Origin of the sequence: Streptomyces canus (assembly GCF_041435015.1) — a bacterium.
GTDB lineage: Bacteria > Actinomycetota > Actinomycetes > Streptomycetales > Streptomycetaceae > Streptomyces > Streptomyces canus_G.
In genome coordinates this window covers 6573080-6591445 of record NZ_CP107989.1, presented here as the reverse complement: position 1 = coordinate 6591445, position 18366 = coordinate 6573080, and the positions used below count along the sequence as shown (strand labels likewise).

Sequence of the window (18366 nt, the reverse complement as noted above, 5' to 3'; positions counted from 1 at the left end):
CCTCCCATGTCCGGTATCGAGATCCGCAAGGTCACCGCCCGCATCGGCGCCCACATCTCCGGCGTCGACATCTCCAGGCCGCTCGACGAGGAGACGGCCACCGCCCTCCGGGACGCCCTCAACGTCCACAAGGCGCTGGTCTTCAGTGACGTGAACCTCGACGACGAGGGCCAGCAGGCCTTCGCCCGCCACTTCGGCGAGCTCACCACCGCCCACCCGACCGTGCCCGCCGTGGACGGCGCCCCGAACGTCCTGCCCGTCGACAGCGAGGAGGGACGCGCCGCCAACAACTGGCACACCGACGTCACCTTCGTCCTCAACCCGCCGCAGGCCAGCACCCTGCGCAGCCTGACGATCCCGCCGTACGGCGGCGAGACGCTGATCTCCAACTCGGCGGCCGCGTACCGGAATCTGCCCGAGCCGCTGCGCCGGCTGGCCGACGGCCTGTGGGCCGAGCACACCAACGACTACGACTACGCCGTACCGGAGGAGACGGTGGACGCGGAACAGGCCGCCCGGCGCGCCCAGTTCACCTCCATCAAGTTCCGCACGGCCCATCCGGTGGTCCGGGTGCACCCGCTGACCGGTGAACGCGGGCTGTTCATCGGCGGGTTCGCGCAGCGGATCGTGGGCCTGTCGGTGAGCGAGTCCCGCAAGGTCCTCGACCTGCTCCAGGCGTATGTGACCCGGCCGGAGAACCTGCTGCGGCACCGCTGGTCGGAGAACCAGCTCGTGCTCTTCGACAACCGCATCACCCAGCACTACGCCGTCGACAACTACGACGGGCTGCCGCGCCGGCTGCACCGGGTGACCGTCGCCGGGGACGTGCCGGTGGGCATCGAGGGCAAGGAGAGCTACTCGATCCAGGGCGACGCCTCGCACTACTCGGCCGTAGCGGCGTAGTCACAGCGGGTTGTGCCGGTGTCCGCATGGTGAGCGGCCTCCCCTCCGACCTGGGGAGGCCGCCCAGACTGTGGGCGTTTTTGCCCGTCTCACGCACTGGACGAATCCGCCCATGCCCAGCACCACCGTCAAGGCTCCACAAGAGTCGGACGCCTCCCTGACCCACGGCCTCAAGCAGCGCCATCTGTCGATGATCGCCCTCGGCGGGGTGATCGGCGCGGGACTGTTCGTCGGTTCCGGCGCGGGGATCGCCGCCGCCGGGCCCTCGATCGTCCTCGCCTACACGCTCTCCGGCCTCCTCGTGATGCTGGTGATGCGGATGCTCGGCGAGATGTCGGCCGCGTACCCCTCCTCCGGCTCCTTCTCCGCGCACGCCGAGCGGGCGTTCGGCCCCTGGGCGGGCTTCACCGCCGGCTGGTCCTTCTGGATCCTGCTGTGCACGGCCGTGGGCCTGGAGGGCATCGGCGCCGCGAAGATCGTGACGGGCTGGCTGCCGGGGACGCCCGAATGGGCGTGGGTGGCCCTGTTCATGGTGGTCTTCTGCGTCACGAACCTGGCCGCGGTGAAGAACTTCGGCGAGTTCGAGTTCTGGTTCGCGGCCCTGAAGGTGGGCGCGATCGGCCTGTTCCTGGTCCTCGGTGTGCTGGCGATCGCCGGTGTCCTGCCCGGCACGGACGCCCCGGGCACCGCGAACCTCACCGGCCGCGGGGACTTCTTCCCGGGCGGCGGCGAGGGCCTGGTCGTCGGCCTGCTCGCCTCCGTCTTCGCGTACGGCGGCCTGGAGACGGTCACCATCGCGGCCGCCGAGTCCGAGGACCCGGTGCGCGGGGTGGCGAGCGCGGTCCGGACGGCGATGTGGCGCATCGCGCTGTTCTACATCGGCTCGATGGCGGTCATCGTCACCCTGGTCCCCTGGGACTCCAAGGCGGTCGTGGAGAAGGGCCCGTATGTCGCCGCCCTCGACGAACTGGGCATCCCGGGAGCGGGGCAGCTCATGAACGTGGTCGTCCTGATCGCCCTCCTCTCCGCGATGAACGCCAACGTCTACGGCTCCTCCCGTATCGCCTACTCCCTGGTCGAGCGGGGCCTCGGCCCGAGGACCCTGGGCCGCGTCTTCGGCGGTGCCCCGCGCGTCGCGGTGCTCGCCTCCAGCGTCTTCGGCTTCGTCTGCGTGGTCCTCAGCTACTGGCGCCCCGACGACGTCTTCGCCTGGCTCCTCAACATGATCGGCGCGGTCATCCTCGTCGTCTGGGGTTTCATCGCCGTCTCCCAGCTGCGGCTGCGCCGCGCCCTGGAACGCGAGGCCCCCGAGCGGCTCGTCGTCCGCACCTGGGCCTTCCCCTGTCTGACCTGGGTCGCCCTGGCGGGCATGGCCGCGATCCTCGTCCTGATGGCCCGCGAACCGGACACCCGCGTACAGCTGTACTGGACGGGCGGCATGACGCTGGCCCTGGCGGGCGCGGGGTACGCGTGGCAGAGGGCCCGCACCGAGGTCTGACCCACCTCTGGCAAACCCCCGCGAGGACGTGACTCGCGGGGGTTTCCCCTGTGGCCCGTGGGCTCAGGCCTTTCGTCCCACGCCGCCGTGCTGGCCGATCGGCGCGGGGGCCGCGTCGCCGTCCGGGCGCCACAGCGGGACCGACACCACGCCCGGGTCCACCAGCTCCAGGCCCTCGAAGAACGCCTCGATCCTGTCGATCGGACGCAGGAGGTAGGGCACCGCGCCGGTCTCGTTGTAGGCGTCCTGAGCCTGCTCGTAGTCCGGGTCGGTGCCGCGGGAGCCGTCGTTGACGCACAGGTAGCTGCCGGAGGGCAGGCCCGCCACCAGCCGGCGGACCAGGTCACGGGCCAGGTCGTAGTCGGTGACATGGCCGAGGATGCCACTGAGGATCAGGGCAACCGGGCGGGTGAGGTCTAGGGTCCGGGAGGCCGCCTGAAGGATCTTCTCCGGCTCGTAGAGCGTCAGGTCCTCGTACGCCGTCTCGCCCTCCGGTGCGGAGGTGAGCAGGGCACGGGCGTGGGCGAGGACCAGCGGGTCGTTGTCGACGTAGACGATCTTCGATTCGGGGGCGAAGCGCTGGGCGACCTCGTGGGTGTTGTCGACCGTGGGCAGCCCGGTGCCGACGTCCAGGAACTGGCGGACGCCCGCCTCCTCGACCAGGTACCGGATGCTGCGGCCGAGAAAGGCGCGGCTGCTGCGGGCGATCGTGACGATGCCGGGGAAGACGGCCGTGTAGGCGTCGCCGGCCGCCTCGTCGACGGGGTAGTTGTCCTTGCCGCCGAGCCAGTAGTTCCAGATCCGGGCCGAATGCGGCACCGAGGTGTCGATCTCCGTCATGGGCCCATCGTGCTACGACCTGTCCGGCTCGCACGGCACATTGAGTGAGAGAAGTGCGGCGGATCCGTCTTCGCCGAGGCGGAGTTCGGTGATCGCCGCGTTGCGCAACCGCGGGAACACTCTGCGGTACTCCCGGAGCGGGATCGACAGCAGCGTGCACAGCACCAGCCGCAGCAGGGTGTTGTGGGCGACGACCAGCACGCGCTCGTCGGGGTGGGCGGCGGCGATGCGGCGCAGGGCGCCGGCTCCGCGGGAGGCGGCTTCGAGCGGGTCCTCCGCGCCGGGGAAGGGATATGTCACCGGGTCCGCCCGGAAGGCCTCGGCCGCCTCGGGCACCTCCGCGGCGAACTCCGCGAGGGTACGGCCCTCCACCACCCCGAAGTCGCACTCCCTGAGGCCGGGTTCGCGCTGCGGGGCGATGCCGAGGGCACGGCAGGCGGGGTCGGCGGTGGCGATCGCCCGCGAGAGGGGGGACGTCCAGATCGCGTCGGGGCGGTGGACGGCCGCCCACCGGCCGAGCGCCTCCGCCTGGGCGCGGCCCTCGTCGGTGAGCCCGATGTCGCTCACCCCCGCGTAACGGTTCTCGGCGTGCCAGATGGTCTGTCCGTGCCGGGCCAGCAGCAGGGTCGCGCTCATGTGGGTGGAGTCTCCAGGTTCTCTGCGGTCGGTCACGGTCGGTCGTCGTCAGGAGGCTGCGTCAACAGGCTGGGGTGTCCCGGTCGAGCCGGGCGCGCGCGTGGGCCGCCACCTGCGCCGAAAGCCAGCCGCGCGCGGTGAGTTCGTCGACGAGACGGGCGTACGGGTCGGCGAAGAGGGCCGTGCGGCCGGGGCGCGGCTCCACGACCGTGCGGATGCGGACCATGTGCTCGGCGGCCTCAGCCAGGGGGGTGCCCGTGGTGCCGTGCAGCGCCAACGCGGCCATTCCCAGGGCCGGTTCGGTCTGTTCGGGTACGCGGGCCGGGCGGCCGAGGATGTCGGCGCGGAGCTGGTTCCAGTACGGGCTGCGGGCCGCGCCGCCGGTGAAGGTGAGGGGGCCGTCGAGCGGGGCGCCCAGGTGGTGGAGGTAGTCCAGGCACAGGCGCTCCGCGAACCCGACGCCCTGGAGGAGCCCGGCCCAGCGGTCGGCGTCGTCGGCCGGGGTGCCGAGGAGGAGGGGGGTGGCGTCCGGGGCCAGGAACGGGAACCGCTCGCCCCGGGAGACCAGCGGGTACGCGACCGCGCCGGACGGCTCGAAGGCGGCCGCCCGTTCGTCCATGGCCACCGGGTCCACGTCCGCCGGCAACGCCCCCGCGCCCACGCTCGACGCCCCGCCGGGCAGCCAGGTACCGCCCGGCGCGCGGTGGTTGTAGACCACGCCGGTGGGGTCCCGCACCGGGTCCGGAGCGGCCCCCTTGAGCACCAGGGTGGTACCGAGCACCGAGTTCCAGGATCCGTGCCGCAGGGCGCCCGCCGCGATCTGGGCCGCGCAGCCGTCGGTCATCCCGGCGACGACGGGGGTCCCGGCGGGGATGCCGGTCGCCTCCGCGGCGGCCGGGCAGACCTCGCCGAGACGGGTGCCGGGCAGGACGACGTCGGGGAGGTCCAGGGCGACATCCGGCCAGGCGTCGCGCTCGAGGTCGTAGCCCGTCTTGAGGGCATGACTGGAGTCGGTGGGCACCGGCCTGCCGACCAGTCGTGCGGTGACGATGTCGGGCTGGTGGGTGACCCGGCCCTTCCCGTGCGCGCCGACGAGCCACAGCGCCTTCGGCAGCGCCCAGGTGTCCTGTACCGCGAGCCCCGCCTCCCGCAGCCGTGCCGCCTCGCCCGCCGCGCGTGCGTCGTCGTACATGAGCGCCGGGCTCGTCGGCCGTCCCTCCGCGTCCGTCAGCAGCACGGTCCCGGACGTCCCGCACACCGCGAGCCCGCCGATCCGTACACCCGTCAGGGTGAGGAGCGCGGAACGGGAGGCCGTGCGCACGGCCTCCCACCACTCCCCCGGATCCTGCTCGTGCCGCCCGCCCTCGCGCCGGCCGCCGAGCGGGGCGGAACCCCGGCCCCGCACGGTTCCGCCGGCCGTGACCGCAAGGGCGCGGACGCTCTGGGTGCCGAGGTCGATCCCCAGCCACACCGTCTCGTTCTCGTCTGTCATCTCTGTCATCGGGGCCTCCCACCCGCACGGGGTCTATGCGTACCCCGGACCCGCAGCTCAACATCGTGACAGTGAAGCGACGATCCGGAGGTCGACGATGACCCAGAGGACCGATCCCGTACGTGTCGTGGCGGCCGGCGACCACTTCGTACTGCCGGGGCTGATCGCCGGGGCCGTCGAGGCCGAGCTGGGCGGCATCGCCGCGGAGACGAGGGAGGTGAGGCTCGGCTGGCCGCTGGAACCCTTCGGGCCCGTGGCGGAGGTGACGGAGGCGAGCGACGCCGAGGACGAGCTGATCGAGGCGCTGGACGGCGCGGAGGTCCTCGTCACGCAGATGGGCCCCGTCACCGAGCGGGTGCTGAACGCCGCCGACAGCCTGCGGCTGGTCGTCGTGTGCCGGGGCGGCCCGGTCAACGTGAACCTCGACGCGGCCAAGGCCCGTGACGTACGGGTGTGCTTCGCGCCCGGCCGCAACGCCGCCGCCACCGCCGAGTTCACCGTCGGCATGCTACTGGCCGCCGTGCGCCGCATCCCGCAGGCCCACGACCTCCTGGCCGGACAGGGCAGTTGGGAGGGCGGCGCCGCCTACTACACGTACGAGCACAGCGGCCTGGAGCTGGAGGACCTGCCCGTCGGACTCGTCGGCTACGGCGCCGTCGGCAGCAGGGTCGCCCGCGTGCTGTGCGCCTTCGGCGCGCAGGTCATGGTCTACGACCCCTACGTGCGCGGCGAGATCCACGGCCTGCGCGTGTCCTCGCTGGACCAGCTCCTCACCCGCTCCCGGGTGATCACCCTGCACGCCCGCCTCACCGCCGAGACCCGCGGTCTGATCGGCGCCCGCGAGCTGGCCCTGCTGCCCGAGGGGGCGGTCGTGGTGAACGTCGCCCGCGGCCCGCTCGTCGACGAGAGCGCCCTGTGCGACGCGCTGGAGGCCGGCCGGCTGTCGGCGGCCGCCCTCGACACCTACGCGCACGAGCCGCTGCCCCCGGACTCCCGGCTGCATGCCCTGGCCGACCGGGTCGTGCTGACCCCGCACCTCGGCGGGGCGAGCCGCGCGGTGGCCGAGAAGGCGGCGAGGATCGCGGCGGAGGAGGTGGGCCGCTGGGTGCGGGGGGAGCCGTTGGCGCACTGTCTGACCTGAGCCGGGAGGCAACATGTACGTCGGTATCGATGTGGGCACGTCCGTCGTCAAGGCCGCCGCGTTCGACAGCGGGGGCCGTCAACTGGCCGTCGAGTCACGCCCGGTGGAGCTCTCCCTGCACGGCGGGTTCGTCGAGCAGGACATGGCGGAGGTCTACGACGCCGTCGTCGACGTCCTCGGCAAGCTGACCGGGCGGGTGCCGGAGCCGGTGGAGCTGGCCGGGCTGACCGGTCAGGGCGACGGGGTGTGGCTGGTCGACGAGGAGGGGCGGCCGGTGCGTTCGGCGCTGTCCTGGATGGACGGCCGGGCCCACGAACTGCTCGACCAGTGGCTGGCGGACGGCACGTTCGAGACGGTGTTCCGGCGGACCGGCGGGGCGATGTTTCCCGGCTCGCCGGGGCCGTTGCTGGCCTGGCTGGACCGGTACGACCCGAAGTCCCTGGATGCCGCCGCGACCGCCGTGTACTGCAAGGACATGGTGTTCCAGCGGCTGACGGGGGCCGCGCGGGCGACGACGGACGTGTCGGATTCGTCCATGCCCTTCCTCGATCCCCGGACACGGACGTACGACAACCGGGTGGTCGAGCTGCTGGGACTCACCCGTCGTCGGCGACTGCTCGCCCCGATCGGCGACCCGATCGCCACGGGCGAGGCGCGGGGCGAGGGGCTGCCGTCCGGGACGCGGCTCTCGAACGGCCCGTACGATCTGCCGGCCTGCGCGCTGGGCGCCGGGGTCACCGCGCCGGGCGACGGGCTCCTCATCGTCGGAACCTGTCTGGCCGCGCTCGTCGCCACCACCGAGCTGGACCTGACCGGGGAGCCGGCCGGGCTGTACATCTCCACCGACCGGCCCGGGCACCGGCTGCGGGCGATGCCGGCGATGGTGGGGACGGCGGCGCTGGACTGGGTGCTGTCGACGACGGGCGTCACACATGCCGAGGTGGACGACCTTCTGGCGGCGACGCCGCCGGGGGCGCACGGGGTCCGGGTGCTGCCGTACTTCGCTCCCTCCGGGGAGCGGGCTCCCTTCGTCGAGCCCCATCTGCGGGCCGAGCTCAGCGGGATCTCGCTGGAGACGACCAAGGCGGATCTGATCCGGGCGACCTGCGAGGGGATCGGATACGCGGCCCGGCACTGCTTGGAGGCGGCCGGGCTGACGGGTTCGCTCGCGGTGTGCGGCGGAGGTACGCGAAGCTCTGCGTGGATGCAGCTGCTGGCGGACGTGCTGGGCCGACCGTTGCGGGTCGTCGAGGGCGAGGTGGGGGCCCGGGGGGCGGTGCTGGCGGCGGCGGAGCGGTACGGGGTCTCGCTGGACGCGGGGGCCTGGACCGAACCTACGGCGATCGTCGAGCCGGATCCGGGGCGGGCCTCCCACTACGCGAAGGGGTACGAGGAGCACCTGAGCCGGCTGGAGGAGGCTCGGGGCCGGGCGAGGCGCTGACGAGGCGAGGAGACTCGAAGCGGGCCCGGCGCTGGTGATACGAGGAGGCCCGAAGCAGGCCGGACCCGGCGAGACGCGGCGCCCGAAGCGGCCCAGCGCTGGTGATACGGGGAGACTCGAAGCGGGCCCGGCCCCGGCGAGGCGAGGAGACTCGAAGCGGACCACCGCCGGTGATACGGGGAGACTCGAAGCGGCTCGGACCCGGCGAGACGCGGCGCCCGAAGCCGCCCAGCGCTGGTGATACGGGGAGACTCGAAGCGGGCCCGGCGCTGGTGATGCGAGGAGACTCGAAGCGGACCACCGCCGGTGATGCGAGGAGGCCCGAAGCAGGCCGGACCCGGCGAGACGCGACGCCCGAAGCCGCCCAGCACTGGTGATACGAGGAGACTCGAAGCGGGCCCGGCGCTGGTGATGCGAGGAGACTCGAAGCGGACCACCGCCGGTGATGCGAGGAGGCCCGAAGCGGCCCGGACCCAGCGAGGCGAGGAGGCCCAGGGCAGGCCCGGCTCCCGTGATCGGCCCAGCACTGGTCACGCGAGGAGACCCAAACCAGGCCCGGACCCGGCGAGGCGAGGACCCGAAGCAGCCCAGCGCTGGTGATACGAGGAGACCCAGTGCAGGCCCGGACCCGGCGAGGTGAGGAGACCCAGGGCAGGCCCGGCTCCCGTGATGCGGCCCAGCACTGGTAACGCGAGGAGACCCGAACCAGGCCCGGACCCGGTAATGCAAGGAGACCCGAAGCGGGCCCGGCCCCCGTGATACAGCCCAGCACTGGTGATACCGGGAGACCCGAAGCGGCCCGGCCCCGGCGAGGCGAGGAGGGGCGGAGCGAGCGCGGTGGTGATGATGCGGTGGGACCGATTCCGGGCTGACGCCTCGGCCACGCGAGGGCCTACTCTCGCGGGCCGAGGCGGCGGGCCTCTGGCCAGTGGAGGGTCACATGCCGAAGATGCCGTGCCCGAACTGCGGCTCGTCCGAGGAGTTCGAACCGCTCAGGGACGACAAGGAGAAGGCACACGTCCGCGAGCACAAGCCGAAGTGGACCCGCCTCAACGCGTACTACCGCTGCTCACGTGGGAGCTGTCGGCGATTCCAGCGGCTGGGTGACGTGCGCGACGGCGGCTCCTTCCCCGAGCCGAAGAAGTGATCACAGGTTGCTGAAGTCCGGGCCCTTCGTGCGCGTGCGCTTGAGCTCGTAGAAGCCCGGAACCGATGCCACCGCGAGCGTGCCGTCCCACAGCCTTGCCGCGTCCTCGCCCTTGGGGGCCGGGGTGACGACCGGGCCGAAGAAGGCGATCTGCTCGCCGTCCGCGCCCGGGACCGCGATGACCGGGGTGCCGACCTCCTGGCCGACCTTGTCGATGCCCTCCTTGTGGGAGGCCCGCAGCTCGGCGTCGAACTCGAAGTCCTTCTGGTCGAAGTACTCGATCAGGTCGGCGGGCAGGCCGACCTCCGCAAGGGCGCCTTCGACGGCCTCACGCGTCGGGCCCTGGCCCTCGTTGTGGATACGGGTGCCGAGCGCGGTGTACAGCGGGCCGAGGATGTCGGAGCCGTGCTTCTGCCAGGCCGCGGTGACCACCCGGATCGGCTGCCACGCCTTGGTCTCCAACAGCTCGCGGTACTCCTCGGGCAGCTCGTCCAGCTTGGGCTCGTTCAGCACCGCCAGGCTCATGAGGTGCCAGCGCACCTCGATGTCCCGGACCTTCTCCACCTCCAGGACCCAGCGGGAGGTCATCCAGGCCCAGGGGCACAGCGGGTCGAACCAGAAGTCGACGGGGGTCTTGCCTGAGGCGTTCGCGGTGTCGGACATGGGTCTCCTAGAGAAGTGTTCGTTTCAACCCGCAACACCGCTCGTCGCCCACCCCATTCCCGGCTGACCGATGTCAGGAGCACATGGCAGGATCGGGCCTGTCCGCATGCTGAACACACCCGAGGGAGTACCGCCCGTGCCCGGTGAGAATCTGTCCCGCGACGAGGCCCGGGAGCGGGCCGCCCTGCTGTCCGTCGACGGGTACGACGTGTCCCTCGACCTGCGCTCGGCGGTCGGCGACCAGGTCGGGGACGGCCCGCGCACCTTCCGGTCCGTGACCACGATCCGCTTCCGGTGCAACGAGCCGGGGGCCACGAGCTTCGCGGACCTGATCGCGCCGAGCGTCACGGCGGTCTCGCTGAACGGCCGGGACCTCGACCCGGGCGCGGTCTTCGACGGCTCCCGGATCGCCCTGGAGGACCTGGCCGCCGACAACGAACTGGTCGTCGACGCCCAGTGCGCCTACTCCCGCACCGGCGAGGGCATGCACCGCTTCGTCGATCCCGAGGACGGCGAGGTCTACCTCTACACGCAGTACGAGCCGGCCGACTCGCGCCGCGTCTTCGCGAACTTCGAGCAGCCGGACCTCAAGGCGCCCTTCCGCTTCGAGGTGCGGGCGCCGCAGGGATGGGTGGTCTGGAGCAACGGGGTCGGCGCGGAGAGCGACGGCGTGTGGCGGTTCGCGGAGACGAAGCCGATCTCGACGTACATCACCTGTGTGGTGGCGGGGCCGTACCACTACGTGACGGACTCCTACGAGCGCGTCTTCGAGGACGGCACCCGGCTGGAGATCCCCCTCGGTGCCCTGTGCCGCAAGGGGCTCGCCCCCCACTTCGACTCCGACGACGTCTTCCTGGTCACCAAGCAGGGCCTGGACTTCTTCCACGACCACTTCGACTACCCGTACCCCTTCGGGAAGTACGACCAGGCGTTCGTGCCCGAGTACAACCTCGGCGCGATGGAGAACCCGGGGCTCGTCACCTTCCGCGAGGAGTTCATCTTCCGGGGCAAGGTCACCCAGGCGTCCTACGAGGGCCGGGCCAACGTCATCCTGCACGAGATGGCGCACATGTGGTTCGGCGACCTGGTCACCATGGTCTGGTGGGACGACCTGTGGCTGAAGGAGTCCTTCGCGGACTTCATGGGCACCTTCGCGAACGTCGGCGCGACCCGCTTCAAGGACGCCTGGATCACCTTCGCCAACCGCCGCAAGGCCTGGGCCTACCGCGCCGACCAGCTGCCCTCCACGCACCCCATCACCGCCGACATCCGCGACCTCCAGGACGCCAAGCTCAACTTCGACGGCATCACCTACGCCAAGGGCGCCTCCGTACTGAAGCAGCTCGTCGCGTACGTAGGCCAGGACGCGTTCCTGGAGGGCGCGCGGCGCTACTTCAAGCGGCACGCGTACGGCAACACACGCCTCGGCGATCTGCTGTCGGTGCTCGAGGAGACCAGCGGGCGGGACATGGGCGCGTGGGCGCGGTCCTGGCTCCAGACGGCCGGGGTCAACTCCCTCACCCCGCAGGTGCTGTTGAGTGCCGAGGGGCGGGTCGACGAGCTGGCGGTCGTGCAGGAGGCGGCTGCTCTTGCCCCGGCGGACCACCCGGAGCTGCGGCCGCACCGGGTGGCGGTGGGCCTGTACCGCCGTACGCCCGAAGGGGCTCTGGAGCGGTACGCGCGCGCCGAGGTGGACGTCGACGGCCCGCGGACGGTCGTGGCGGAGTTGGCCGGCGCCGAGGCGCCCGAGCTCGTGCTCGTCAACGACGACGACCTGACGTACTGCAAGACCCGCTTCGACGCGGGCTCCCTGGAGACCCTGAAGTCGGGGCTCGGTGACCTCACCGACCCGCTCGCCCGGGCCCTGTGCTGGTCGGCGCTGTGGAACATGACGCGGGACGCGCTGCTGCCGGCCAGGGAGTTCATCGACATCGTGCTGCGCTTCGCGGGCCGCGAGTCCGACATCGGCGTCCTGCAGATGCTGCATGCCTGGGCCGAGTCGGCGGTCGTGCACTACGCGGCGCCCGAGTGGCGCGAGCGGGGTGCGGGGCTGCTCGCCGAGGGGGCCGAGCGGGAGCTGCTCGCCGCCGGGCCGGGCAGCGAGCAGCAGCTGGCGTGGGCGCGGTTCTTCGCGCGGACGGCCGAGAGCAGGGCCGGCCTGGACCTGTTGCAGGGCCTGCTGGACGGCACGGCGACCATCGACGGGCTGGACGTCGACCAGGAGCTGCGGTGGGCGTTCCTGCAGCCGCTGACCGTGGGGGGCCTGGCCGACGAGAAGGCGCTGGCAGCCGAACTCGCCCGCGACGACACCGCGTCCGGCAAGCGCCATCAGGTCCGCTGCCTGGCCGCCCGTCCGTCCGAGGCGGTTAAGGCGCAGGCGTGGGCGCAGGTCGTGGAGTCCGACGCGCTCTCCAACGCCCTGGCCGAGGCGACCATCTCGGGGTTCACCCAGCCCTCCCAGCGCCATCTGCTGGAGCCCTACACGGAGAAGTACTTCGCGGTGATCGAGCGGGTCTGGCAGGACCGCTCGATCCAGATCGCGATGAACACCGTCTCCGGGCTGTTCCCCTCCCTCCAGGACCCGCGGAGGACGCTGGACGCGGCCGACGCGTGGCTCGCGGCCCACGAGGACGCGGCGCCGGCGCTGCGCAGGCTGGTGCTGGAAGGGCGGGACGATCTGGCGCGGGCGCTGCGGGGGCAGGAGTGCGATGCGCAGGCCGTCAACCACGGCTGACCTTTGGCCTGAGCCTGGGCTCCGGGTAGCCGTTACGAAATCCGTTCAATAGCAGCCGTAACCCCTGGTCCCACCCGAATGGACCAGGGGTTTTCGCTCCCTACTCGGCACCCGAACACCCGTCCTTTAGTGCTGCCTTGTCCGTATGTGTCGACAGGCGTGTAACAGCGGTTATCGGGCGGACCGGACGCGGGAATCTCCGCTGCATGAACCACAACGCCCCGCTCCCCCCGCTCTCCCCCCGCCCCCTGCGTCACCTCTCCGAGGTGCACCGCCGTGTCGCGACGGCCGGCCGGCTCCGCACGAGCGGCGTCTCGGTCGCCGAAGCGAACGAGCAGTGCCGGCCCGGCGGCCCCTGGCAGCAGATCCTCCCGGGTGTCTTCCTGCTCCACCCGGGCCCGCCGACCAGCGAGGAGCGCCTGCACGCGGTGCTGATGTACGCGGCACGGGAGACCGCCGCCGGGGTCCCGACGCAGCCGGGCGCGGAGGACCCGCACCGCCCGGTGTACGCGGAGGCGATGATCACCGGCCTCGCGGCGCTGACGCTGCACGGCTTCAGCTCGACCCCGCCGCTGCTCTCCCTGGAGCGGATCGACGTCCTGGTCCCGAGGATGCGCCGGCTGCGCGCGGCGCGCGGCGCGCGGGTCGTCCGCACGTCGACGCTCCCGGCCGCCGAACAGGTCACCGGCGTCCCGGTTGCCCCGGTCCCGCGCGCCCTGGCCGACGCGGTCACCGAACTGACGGACGCGGGCGCGGTACGCCGGCTGCTGACGGAGGCGGTCCGTGGCGGCCACTGCGAACCGGCCGCCGTCGTCCGGGAGCTGAACGAGGCCCGGCTGCTCGGCCGCCCGCACGTGGTGGACGCGGTGGACTCCCTGCTCGCCGAGGGCCGCGCCATCGCGGAGGACCGCCTGTACCGCATGGTCCAGGAGTACGGCCTCCCGGACCCGGTGTGGAACGTGGATCTGAGGCTGCCGGGCGGGCCGCACCTGGGGGGCCTGGACGCGTACTGGCCGGAGCAGGCGGTGGCGGTCGAGCTCGACACCCGCGCGCCCCGGCAGGGCCACCGGCAGGACGACGACGACCTGTGGTCCGAGTACGCCCGCAAGCGCGAACACCTGGAGCGCCTCGGCATCACCGTCGTCCACATCACCCCCCGCAAACTCCGGGACGCGATGGAACAGCAGGCGACCGTGGTCCGTACGGCCCTCATGGCCTCCGGCGACCGGGATCCCGCCGCGTACGTCGTGGTGCTGCCCCGTCAGTGACGGGCCGGGGCGGGATCAGGAGGGGAGAGGAGGGGCCACGGCGCCGGGGAGCCGGGGCCCCTCCTCGTCGCGCGCGTGCGGCCGCTAGAGCAGGTCGGGCAGGGCGGGGCGGAGGGTGCCCGTGGCGGCGCGGTCCAGCAGGGCCGCGTACGACGCGATCATCCTCGTACGGCTGAAGCGTTCGCGGCTCGCCGCGAGGGCCGGGGCGAGGTCGGCGCGCGCGGCCACCGCCTGTGACCAGGCCGCCGCGATCACCTCCGGGTCCGGGGCCGTGACCAGGCCGTGGCCCGCCACGATCGCCGCGCTGTCGCCGACGTCCGTCGCCACCGGGACCGCGCCGCACATCATGCCCTCGATCAGGCACAGCGGGGCCGCCTCGCCCCAGGCGGACGTGAGGGCGACGACGTCGGACGCGGCGTACAGCATCTCCATGTCACGTCGGACGCCCAGCAGGCGCACCCCCCGGTCCGCCAGGGCCCTCGCACCTTCGAACGCCGTCGCGAGGTCCGCGGCGAGCCCGGGGTTCTCCGCCGTCATGCCCGCCCCGCACATCAGCACCTGCCCGTCCGGGACCCGGCCGAGCCAGGCGCGGGCGGCGGCGAGCAGCAGGGGGACGTTCTTCATGCCGTCGTAACGGGCGGCGAAGACGACCACGGGGGCCGCGGGGTCGATGCCGAGCCCCGTGCGGACCGCGAGGCGGCGGGCCGCGTCGGGGCGGAAGCGGAAGAGGTCGACGCCGTTGGGGATCACGTGCAGCAGGTGGGACGGGATCCCGGCGGCCCGGTACGCGGCCCGGGTCGACTCGGCGCAGCAGACGCAGGCGACGACCGTGCCGTCGGCGATGGCCGCCTTCAGTTCGTCGAGGGCGGCGCCCTGGTTCTCCGGATCGGAGCGGTGCAGACAGACCACGACCGGGCGGCGCGGCAGGCCCGCCTGGTTGAGCAGCGCCAGGGGCTGTTCCTTGAGGGAGAGGACGACGTCCGCGCCGGCCGTCGCCCGGGCCGTTCCGGCCAGCTCCGGTCCGGTGAAGCCGACCGAAACGCCGGTGCTCCGGAAGGTGCGCCCGAGGGACGTGACGCCCACTCCGGCCGCGGTCAGCGCCCGATAGCAGGTGTCGTCCTCCATCCGCTGCCGGGTCGCCTCCCGGTGGACCTCGCCGTACAGGCTCAGCACCTGATGGTGCTGGCCTCCCTCGGTAAGGCCCAGCACGATGTCGCTGTGCACGATCCGGGCCCCACCGGAGAAGAAACCCTCGTACACCGACAGCACTCGCAGTTCGTGTCCCGTACGCACACGACCACCCGCCTTGCACACAGATCGAGCCATCCCCGTGAAGTGCGGGTTAGCCGATATGAGGCGGTACGGACATTACGTCCGGATGAACTGCGTGCTTCGTGTCCGAGTCGGTGCGACTACTCGCCACAGAACTCCGCCTCGACGACCGCGTCGGAGTCCCCCGACCAGTCGCCGTTGAAGTTGAAGGCGACGGAGTGCCGGCCGTCGGCCGTGGTCACGGCCACGGAGCTCGAGCCGTGGATGCCGCCGTCGTGGCCCCAGACGTGGACCCCGCAGCTGAGCTTGCGGTCCATGAGACCGAGGCCGTAGCCGGCGTTCGGGATGCCCTCGACGGCCACCGTGGTCTTCATCTCCTTCAGCTGCTGGGGCGGGAGCAGCCGGCCCTTCAGCAGGGCCGCGTAGAAGCGGTCCAGGTCGGCCGAGTCGGAGATCATCTCGCCCGCCGAGGAGGCGAGGGAGGGGTTCAGCCTCGTGACGTCGTACGTCGGTCCCGTCGCCGTCCGCGCCAGCTTGGAGTAGGCCCGGCTGCTGGGCTGCGGGACGGTGACACGGGTGCCCGGCACCGAGGTGGCGGTCAGGTGCAGCGGGGCGATGATGCGGTGCCGGATCTCCTCGCCGTACGACCGCCCGGTGACCTTCTGGATCACCATGCCGGCCACGACGTAGTTGGTGTTGGAGTAGTTCCACGACGTGCCCGGCGCGAAGTCCGGCTTGTGGGCCATGGCGACCGCGACGAGCTGCTGGGGCGAGTTCGTGTCGTAACGGTGCTCGAAGAAGCCGTCCTTGAGGAAGTACGTGCGCCCGAACGTCTCGTCCGCCGTGTAGTTGAAGATCCCGCTCGTGTGGTTGAGGAGCTGTCGGACGGTGATCCGGCTGCCGTCGTGGCCGTTGCCGTGGACCACGCCCGGCAGCCACTTCTCCACCGTGTCGTCGAGCGACAGCCGTCCCTCCGCCTCCAGTTGGAGCAGCACCGTGGAGACGAAGGTCTTGGTGATGCTGCCGACGCGGTAGCGGTCGTCCGCCGAACGCGGCGCGTGCGTCGTGAGGTTGCCGGCCCCGGCGGTGGTCGACCAGGTGCTCCCGCCGTCCTTCGCCGTCAGCGTCACACCCGGGACGCCGTCCTTCACGGCGGCGCGGACGGCCTTCCGGGTGGCGTCATGGTCACCGGCCCCGGTTCCGGCCGCCAGCGCCGGGGCGGCGAACCCGGCCGTGAGCGCCACCGCCGTCGTCGCCACCAGCACAGTCGTACGTACGGTCATCTCTTCCCCCTGTTCGGGCACGCTCGGCGAGCGTGATCGGCGGGAGAGACCCGCGCCCGCGAGGGAAGGTTGAGGTGATCAGAAGAGTTGATCCGTTTTCAGCCCTTCTTCAGAACCAGCTCCGTGTTCCGGTCCCCCGAGCCGCCGCCGAGCTTGTTGCTGGAACCGGGGGCGTTGTAGGCCAGTTCGCGGTACAGGGCCGCGAGGCCGGTCTGGGAGAGGTCGGCGAAGTCGGTGCGGTGGGGGGCCGCGGACTCGACCAGGGTGGTGAAGACGGAGATCGTGCCGTCCTTGTTGTCGGTCAGCTCGATGACCCGGGCGAGGTGCGGGAAGTCGATGTGGGAAGCGGTGGAGATCTCCCAGAAGGAACGGCCACCGGGTGCCGAGTGGGCGGTGATCACATTGCGGTGGATGTGCCCGTTGACCCAGGCCAGGACGTTGCTGTGGCCGGTGAGGAGGGTGACGACCTCCTGGCCGTTGTGGCGGCGCTCGCCCGGGTGGGCCGGGTCGGGGCGGGTGTTGTCCATCGAGTCGCTGGTGTGGTGGCTGAAGACGACGACGTAGGAGTCCTTGTTCTCCCGCAGCGTGCGGTCCAGCCACCGCAGCTGCTTGGTGCCGATGGACCCCTGGTAGTGGCCGCCCGGGTCGGTGGTGTCGAGGCTGACGCCGATGACGTCGTCGGCGATGCGGAAGCTGTAGTACTGGGTGCCGGCGTCGAGGTTGGCGGTGGAGTAGCCGTGGCCGACCGGGCCCACCCCCCGGTGCGCGGGGTCCAGGTGGGCCGTGAGGTAGTCGCGGGCGGTGTAGGGGGCGCGCCGCTCGTCGGGGGTGACCGAGCGCATGTTCCGGGCGTGCGCCTTGAGCAGGTCGCGGAAGGCGTGGCCCTGGGGGTCGTTGGCCTTCCTGATCATGTCCTGGAGCTTCTTCGCCTCGGACGCGGGCAGCGACATCAGCTTCTTGCCGCCGACGGCGTACTCGGCGAGCCAGGAGTCGCCGTGGCCGTAGCAGCCCAGCGGCAGGCTGTCGTGGTTGCCGACCGTGGAGTACCAGGGGATGTTGAGGCCGGGGCTGTTGAGCTCCCGGATCGCGGCGGCCAGATAGCCCGTCAGATGCGGGAAGCCGAGCTGCTTGTCGGCGTCGCGGGTGCTGGAGTCGGGCTGCCAGTACTGCTTGAGGCCGCTGTTCTGGACGCCTTCGTAGTGGCGCGGGTCCCCGGAGTTGGGGGTGATGCGGCCGCCGCTCATGACGGTGAGGAACCAGTCCAGCTCGGTGCGGGAGTTGTTGTCCGTGTTGTCGCCGGTCGTCATGGCGAACTGGAGCGGGGCGCCGGTGGCGGGGGCGCCCCGCAGGGCGTTGATCCGCTCGACGAGCGAGATCGCGCCCGGCACGGTCAGCGCCTCCTGGGGCCGCCAGGCGTGCACGTCGGTCGAGCGCAGGTACTCCAGGCGCATCGGGTGCTGGCTGTCCATCAGATGCAGGTCGGTGAGCTGCACGAACGCGGCCAGCGGGGTACGGCGGCCGGCCCGCCCGGCCTTCGGGGCGGCGAGGTCGGAACGCACCTTGCGGCTCCAGCCGGCGCCGTCGCCGAGGCGCCGGTAGCCGGAGCTCGTGCGCGGGGCGGCGATGGAGGCGACGGTGGTGCCGCGGGTGTACGGGGCGAGGGGGGCCTCGACCGGAGCGGCCTGGTGGACGGACTGGGCCACCGGCGCCTCGGCGGGGCCGGCGGTCGTCGCCGCCTGGCTGTCGGTGGGCCGCAGGGCGTAGCCGACGCCCGCGGAGACGGCGGCCGCGCCTGCGGCGGCGAGGACGGTACGGCGGTGGACCGCCGGCGTGGTGCTGGCGACAGAGCGTATGCGCGACATGGCGCGATCTCCCCGAGTGCGAACTGCGTCGGCAGTGGTCGCGGGAGTCGCTGGTGCGAATTTCCCGCTCGCTCTGGATGCTTGGCACCGGGGATGACCTGTGCGTGAACGAGACGGCAACGCGCAACGCCGATCACCGTACGTGGATCTTGGGCCACCCTGCGCGTTCAGGATCGCTCGTCGAAC

14 protein-coding genes are annotated in these 18366 nt (G+C 72.1%); 7 read left to right on the top strand and 7 right to left on the bottom strand.

Translation table 11 applies throughout. The annotated features are described in order from the left end of the window. Positions 1-6 precede the first annotated feature (6 nt). Both OG841_RS30195 and OG841_RS30190 read left to right on the top strand, forming a co-directional pair. Positions 7-903, top strand: coding sequence for a TauD/TfdA dioxygenase family protein (locus tag OG841_RS30195; RefSeq protein ID WP_365115149.1), 897 nt, complete (start codon positions 7-9; stop codon positions 901-903). A 112-nt stretch (positions 904-1015) separates the two neighbouring features. Next, entirely contained in the window at positions 1016-2401 is a 1386-nt protein-coding gene (locus OG841_RS30190; protein WP_365115147.1) for an amino acid permease, read from the top strand. A gap of 63 nt (positions 2402-2464) precedes the next feature. Here OG841_RS30190 and OG841_RS30185 read toward each other — a convergent pair whose 3' ends face one another. The 3 genes from OG841_RS30185 to OG841_RS30175 all read right to left on the bottom strand — a co-directional run bounded on the left by OG841_RS30185 (position 2465) and on the right by OG841_RS30175 (position 5369). Beyond that, entirely contained in the window at positions 2465-3241 is a 777-nt protein-coding gene (locus OG841_RS30185; protein ID WP_328638632.1) for an SAM-dependent methyltransferase, read from the bottom strand. Positions 3242-3253: 12 nt separating this feature from the next. Further along, entirely contained in the window at positions 3254-3877 is a 624-nt protein-coding gene (locus OG841_RS30180) for a histidine phosphatase family protein (RefSeq protein ID WP_328638633.1), read from the bottom strand. 61 nt (positions 3878-3938) lie between these two features. Continuing rightward, positions 3939-5369 carry an FGGY-family carbohydrate kinase gene (locus OG841_RS30175; protein WP_328643538.1) on the bottom strand — a complete coding sequence of 477 codons (1431 nt, stop codon included), beginning with the start codon at positions 5367-5369 and terminating at the stop codon, positions 3939-3941. 97 nt (positions 5370-5466) lie between these two features. Between OG841_RS30175 and OG841_RS30170 the strand changes: the two genes are divergently transcribed. The 3 genes from OG841_RS30170 (at position 5467) to OG841_RS30160 (ending at position 9098) form a co-directional block, all read left to right on the top strand. Next, the gene (locus OG841_RS30170) at positions 5467-6510 is read left to right on the top strand and encodes a 2-hydroxyacid dehydrogenase (protein WP_371567247.1); all 1044 of its coding nucleotides are present in this window, start codon (positions 5467-5469) and stop codon (positions 6508-6510) included. A 13-nt stretch (positions 6511-6523) separates the two neighbouring features. Continuing rightward, a complete protein-coding gene (locus OG841_RS30165; RefSeq protein WP_371567245.1) occupies positions 6524-7951 on the top strand; it encodes an FGGY family carbohydrate kinase in 1428 nt (475 codons plus the stop codon). A 940-nt stretch (positions 7952-8891) separates the two neighbouring features. Next, positions 8892-9098, top strand: a complete 207-nt coding sequence (locus OG841_RS30160; RefSeq protein ID WP_328638636.1) for a hypothetical protein — start codon at positions 8892-8894, stop codon at positions 9096-9098. On the opposite strand, the gene OG841_RS30155 is transcribed toward OG841_RS30160, so the two are convergent. Further along, complete coding sequence (locus OG841_RS30155) at positions 9099-9761, bottom strand: mycothiol-dependent nitroreductase Rv2466c family protein (RefSeq protein WP_371567243.1); 663 nt, start codon at positions 9759-9761, stop codon at positions 9099-9101. A gap of 136 nt (positions 9762-9897) precedes the next feature. On the opposite strand from OG841_RS30155, the gene pepN reads away from it, so the two are divergent. Both pepN and OG841_RS30145 read left to right on the top strand, forming a co-directional pair. Continuing rightward, on the top strand, positions 9898-12495 hold the full coding sequence (gene pepN, locus OG841_RS30150) for an aminopeptidase N (RefSeq protein ID WP_328638638.1): 2598 nt from the start codon (positions 9898-9900) through the stop codon (positions 12493-12495). A gap of 206 nt (positions 12496-12701) precedes the next feature. Continuing rightward, positions 12702-13763 carry a hypothetical protein gene (locus OG841_RS30145; RefSeq protein ID WP_328638639.1) on the top strand — a complete coding sequence of 354 codons (1062 nt, stop codon included), beginning with the start codon at positions 12702-12704 and terminating at the stop codon, positions 13761-13763. An 84-nt stretch (positions 13764-13847) separates the two neighbouring features. Here OG841_RS30145 and OG841_RS30140 read toward each other — a convergent pair whose 3' ends face one another. From OG841_RS30140 to OG841_RS30130, 3 genes are all read right to left on the bottom strand, one after another. Beyond that, on the bottom strand, positions 13848-15032 hold the full coding sequence (locus tag OG841_RS30140; RefSeq protein ID WP_328643539.1) for a glycosyltransferase: 1185 nt from the start codon (positions 15030-15032) through the stop codon (positions 13848-13850). A gap of 143 nt (positions 15033-15175) precedes the next feature. Next, positions 15176-16318, bottom strand: coding sequence for a serine hydrolase domain-containing protein (locus OG841_RS30135; protein ID WP_371567240.1), 1143 nt, complete (start codon positions 16316-16318; stop codon positions 15176-15178). A 98-nt stretch (positions 16319-16416) separates the two neighbouring features. Continuing rightward, positions 16417-18180 (bottom strand): TIGR03767 family metallophosphoesterase, encoded by a 1764-nt coding sequence (locus tag OG841_RS30130; protein WP_371567238.1) that lies wholly within the window; start codon positions 18178-18180, stop codon positions 16417-16419. Positions 18181-18366: the final 186 nt, after the last annotated feature.

Excerpts from the sequence above, each read along its gene's own strand:
- OG841_RS30175 (WP_328643538.1), bottom strand. The coding sequence starts at position 5,369 with ATGACAGACGAGAACGAGACGGTGTGGCTGGGGATCGACCTCGGCACC.
- OG841_RS30180 (WP_328638633.1), bottom strand. The coding sequence starts at position 3,877 with ATGAGCGCGACCCTGCTGCTGGCCCGGCACGGACAGACCATCTGGCAC.
- OG841_RS30155 (WP_371567243.1), bottom strand. The coding sequence starts at position 9,761 with ATGTCCGACACCGCGAACGCCTCAGGCAAGACCCCCGTCGACTTCTGG.
- OG841_RS30195 (WP_365115149.1), top strand. The coding sequence starts at position 7 with ATGTCCGGTATCGAGATCCGCAAGGTCACCGCCCGCATCGGCGCCCAC.
- OG841_RS30170 (WP_371567247.1), top strand. The coding sequence starts at position 5,467 with ATGACCCAGAGGACCGATCCCGTACGTGTCGTGGCGGCCGGCGACCAC.
- OG841_RS30145 (WP_328638639.1), top strand. The coding sequence starts at position 12,702 with ATGAACCACAACGCCCCGCTCCCCCCGCTCTCCCCCCGCCCCCTGCGT.
- OG841_RS30130 (WP_371567238.1), bottom strand. The coding sequence starts at position 18,180 with ATGTCGCGCATACGCTCTGTCGCCAGCACCACGCCGGCGGTCCACCGC.
- OG841_RS30190 (WP_365115147.1), top strand. The coding sequence starts at position 1,016 with ATGCCCAGCACCACCGTCAAGGCTCCACAAGAGTCGGACGCCTCCCTG.
- OG841_RS30185 (WP_328638632.1), bottom strand. The coding sequence starts at position 3,241 with ATGACGGAGATCGACACCTCGGTGCCGCATTCGGCCCGGATCTGGAAC.
- OG841_RS30160 (WP_328638636.1), top strand. The coding sequence starts at position 8,892 with ATGCCGAAGATGCCGTGCCCGAACTGCGGCTCGTCCGAGGAGTTCGAA.
- OG841_RS30135 (WP_371567240.1), bottom strand. The coding sequence starts at position 16,318 with ATGACCGTACGTACGACTGTGCTGGTGGCGACGACGGCGGTGGCGCTC.
- OG841_RS30165 (WP_371567245.1), top strand. The coding sequence starts at position 6,524 with ATGTACGTCGGTATCGATGTGGGCACGTCCGTCGTCAAGGCCGCCGCG.